Here is a 3,543-nt window from a genome sequence, read left to right on the forward strand (position 1 = left end):
TGCGGTTTTTTTATATTAACTGCGTTTATTTACAAACGTCAGCTACAGCATTTGAAAAGTATTCAATATTTGACTGGCTAACACCTGCAACATTTACGCGGCTAGAACCAACAATATAAATACCATATTCTTTTTGTAGGCGAGCAATTTGCTCTTTATTAATACCTAAGAAAGAAAACATACCGTTTTGGCGTTCAATAAATGAGAAGTCTTGCGCAATATCTTTAGTTGCTAAGCTTTCTTTAATTAAGCTACGTAAGCCATTTATGCGGCTACGCATTTCATCAAGCTCAGAGTGCCATAATTGTGTAAGCTCTGTACTGCTTAAAATAGTATTAACAATATCAGCACCATGCGCTGGCGGCATTGAGTAAATACTACGTACAACGCTTAGCATTACAGAGTTTGAAATATCTGCTGTTGCGCTATCTTTTGCAATTAGTGAACATGCACCAATACGCTCGCGGTATAAGCCAAAGTTTTTAGAACATGAAGAACAAATAATTAGCTCTTCTACTGCATCAGCTAAAATACGTAAGCCACGTGCATCTTCTTCAAGTGAAGCACCAAAGCCTTGGTATGCAATATCAACAAGTGGTGTAAAGCCAACTTCTTTTGCAAGTTCGGCAACTGTGTTCCACTGTGTTTCGTTTAAGTCCATACCGCTTGGGTTATGACAACATGCATGCACTAAAACCACATCACCTTTAGGCACTTGTTTAAGTGTGTTGATCATTTCATCAAACAGTAAGTCTTTATTTTCGTAATCGTAATACGGGTATTCTTTTACTGTTAAGCCTGCAGCTTCAAACAAGCTAATATGGTTTGCCCATGTTGGGTTAGTTACCCATACTGTTGCATCTGCATTGCAACGCTTAATAAATTCAGCTGCAACGCGAAGTGCGCCCGTACCACCTGGCGCTTGTGCAGTACGTACGCGATTTGCTAGCAATGCTTGATGTTCGCCTAGTAGTAACTGCTCCATCTTTTGGCAGTAATCTAAGTTACCCGCTAAACCAATGTAAGATTTGCTCATTTCGTTTTCAAGACGAAACGCTTCAGCTTTTTTAACCGCTTTAAGAACCGGTGTATTGCCTTGCTCATCTTTGTAGACACCTACACCTAAATCAATTTTATTAGGGTTTGTATCTTGTTTATAGGCCGCCATAAGGCCAAGAATAGGATCTGTTGGTAATGGTTTTAATACTGAGAACATTGGCTATCTCTTATCGTTATTTAGGGGTTAGCTGTTAAGCTAAGCTTAACATAAAAGCACATCATGTTGACTAGCGTTATTTACACTAGAAAGTGAGGAATTTTAATACAACATGCAATTAAAACGGCAAGCGTCTTTTCATCAAAAAAATCATTTTTAAAGGCTTCAGCATCTACAATACCAACACATTCATTTTGTGTATTAAATAAAGGTAAGCAGGTTTCTGATTTAACTTTAGGATCGCATGTGTAGTATTCACCACCTTGTGATAAGTACTCTTCAACGTTATTAATAATACGGCCCTTGTGAGATAGCGCAACCTGCACATTATTACTACCTGCCGCAAATGCTTGCGTTAAAGGGAACAACGGACGACTAGGTGCACCATGATAAGCCAATTTTAATAGTTGCTTACCTTCACTAGTATTAGTTGATTGATAAATACCATACCAATCAACACTTGTTTGTTGCTCAATGTAGCTCACAATACTTTGTAAATTAGCTAGCTTGAACTGGGTTTGCTCATCATTTTCAAGATAATCAGTTAATTTGAATGGCTCATCTTGTAGGTAACCAAATAAACTACACGCACCGCCCTCGCCAAGCTCAGGTATTTGATACTCCCAACATACATCAGGCAAAGCTGTGTTTGCTAAATGTAGCTCAAGCTTTTTAAGCTCTGTTGAAATCAAAGCTGGATTAGCACTTAGTTGTGCTTGTTTTAGGTAAGAAGAAATCATTTGGCCATCCATACATCTAAAGTTTCGAGAATAATAGCATGGATATTTTTGCAGAGCTAGCTCAACTTGTAGCACATTTCAACTTGGTTACCGCTGGCGTTATAAGTTACTTTTTCGGCTATTTCTTCTAGTAAAGACACCCCTCTACCAAATTCATTATTAACCTTTGCCAACTCATCGTGCTTACTACTAAACCCTCGGCCTGAATCACAAATAATGAAATATAAACTGAGCGTGTCGGGGCAATAGCGCATATCAATAATAATCATCGCATCTGTAAGTTTAGCAAGAGCTGCCTCTCTTAATTCGTAATATCGAAAAAAGCCGTCTTCTTGTTTTTTAATCTCTGAGTTAAGCCCTAGTACACCATGATCAAGCGCATTGTTATAAGCCTCAGACAACAGTAAAAATATATTAGAACGATGGGCATTTAGCCCCCCAACACTGCTTAAAATATTAACAACGTCGTAAACGGGGTCTGTTTTTTTTATTTGTTCTGAGTTTAAACTCAAAGATAAATTAAACGCTAAAGTAGAGAATGCTTCTCGCTCTTGCTCCTCAGGAACTAAAGGCAGGCAGTTTAGTAAAACAATGCTTAAATCGTCTTGCTGTTTAGTGCCATCTGCAAACTTAGTAACGTCAGTCACTATATCTTCGCTACTAATCATCGATTTACTTTTTAAGGTTTGTAAGAAACGCTCTTCCCCAAAAAATGTATCTTCTTTGTTTGCTGTTTCTATAATACCGTCGGTTGCTAATACTAGGCGTGTATTACTATTTGTTTCAAAGTGAATAACTTCATATTCAAATTCTTGATCGTCTAAAATCCCCAGCGCCATATGTTGCGACTCTAATGTTTGTTTTACATTACCGTCTTTATCTATCAGGTACGCATCTGGCAGGCCGCCCATCCATGCAGAAATACTTTTACCGGATGCACTAAGCTCTATAATGGTTGCAGCACAAAACATGTGTCCAGGTAGGAGATTGTAAAGCAGTGTATTTAGCTCACAGGCAATGTCATTAATCGCCATGCCTTTTTGTACCATAGTATAAAAAACACGAGAGATAGGTAATGCACCAATAGCTGCCGCTAAGCCGTGCCCTGTAAAGTCTCCCAACATGCAATACAGATTGCCTATTGGACTTTGCGCCACTAAAAACATATCGCCGTTAAACATAGACGCCGGCGATAAATTAAAATCGAGGTACTCTTTAAACTTGCCTTGATTCTCTAATGAGTTATTAAAAATATGCTCAATTATTTCGTGTTCACGTTCAATTTGATTGTGATGATATTCAAGCAGTTTTTTTTGTTGATTTGATTTTTTACTTAGCTCTCTGGTGCGGCTATGTGCTTTAATTTTTGCATGCAAAATAACTTTTTCAAATGGTTTATGAATAAAGTCATCGCCACCTAACGCGAGGCACCGCTCAAAACTTGCTTGATCTTCTAAGGAGGTTATAAAAATAATCGGTAAGTAAACTTCACTATACTGCTGCTTTATTTTTTCAGCTGCTTCAAAACCATCCATTACGGGCATTAATACATCGAGTAAAACAATGTCTATTTGCTCTCTTTTAAGT

General features: G+C 37.9%; 3 protein-coding genes. All 3 read right to left on the minus strand.

Features of this window, described 5'->3' with window-relative positions:
* Positions 1–25: 25 nt before the first annotated feature.
* Positions 26–1,216 carry an amino acid aminotransferase gene (locus H5072_RS14740; RefSeq protein WP_002962951.1) on the minus strand — a complete coding sequence of 397 codons (1,191 nt, stop codon included), beginning with the start codon at positions 1,214–1,216 and terminating at the stop codon, positions 26–28.
* A gap of 80 nt (positions 1,217–1,296) precedes the next feature.
* On the minus strand, positions 1,297–1,956 hold the full coding sequence (locus tag H5072_RS14745) for a GAF domain-containing protein (RefSeq protein WP_182693940.1): 660 nt from the start codon (positions 1,954–1,956) through the stop codon (positions 1,297–1,299).
* A 56-nt stretch (positions 1,957–2,012) separates the two neighbouring features.
* Positions 2,013–3,543 (minus strand): SpoIIE family protein phosphatase (locus H5072_RS14750; protein ID WP_182693941.1); only part of this gene is annotated, 1,531 nt, incomplete at its 5' end.

This window comes from Pseudoalteromonas sp. SR45-5 (genome assembly GCF_014163565.1).
GTDB lineage: Bacteria > Pseudomonadota > Gammaproteobacteria > Enterobacterales > Alteromonadaceae > Pseudoalteromonas > Pseudoalteromonas distincta.

What these genes read in the sequence shown, in the direction of transcription:
- H5072_RS14745 (WP_182693940.1), bottom strand. Translation starts at nt 1,956, where the DNA reads ATGATTTCTTCTTACCTAAAACAAGCACAACTAAGTGCTAATCCAGCT.
- H5072_RS14740 (WP_002962951.1), bottom strand. Translation starts at nt 1,216, where the DNA reads ATGTTCTCAGTATTAAAACCATTACCAACAGATCCTATTCTTGGCCTT.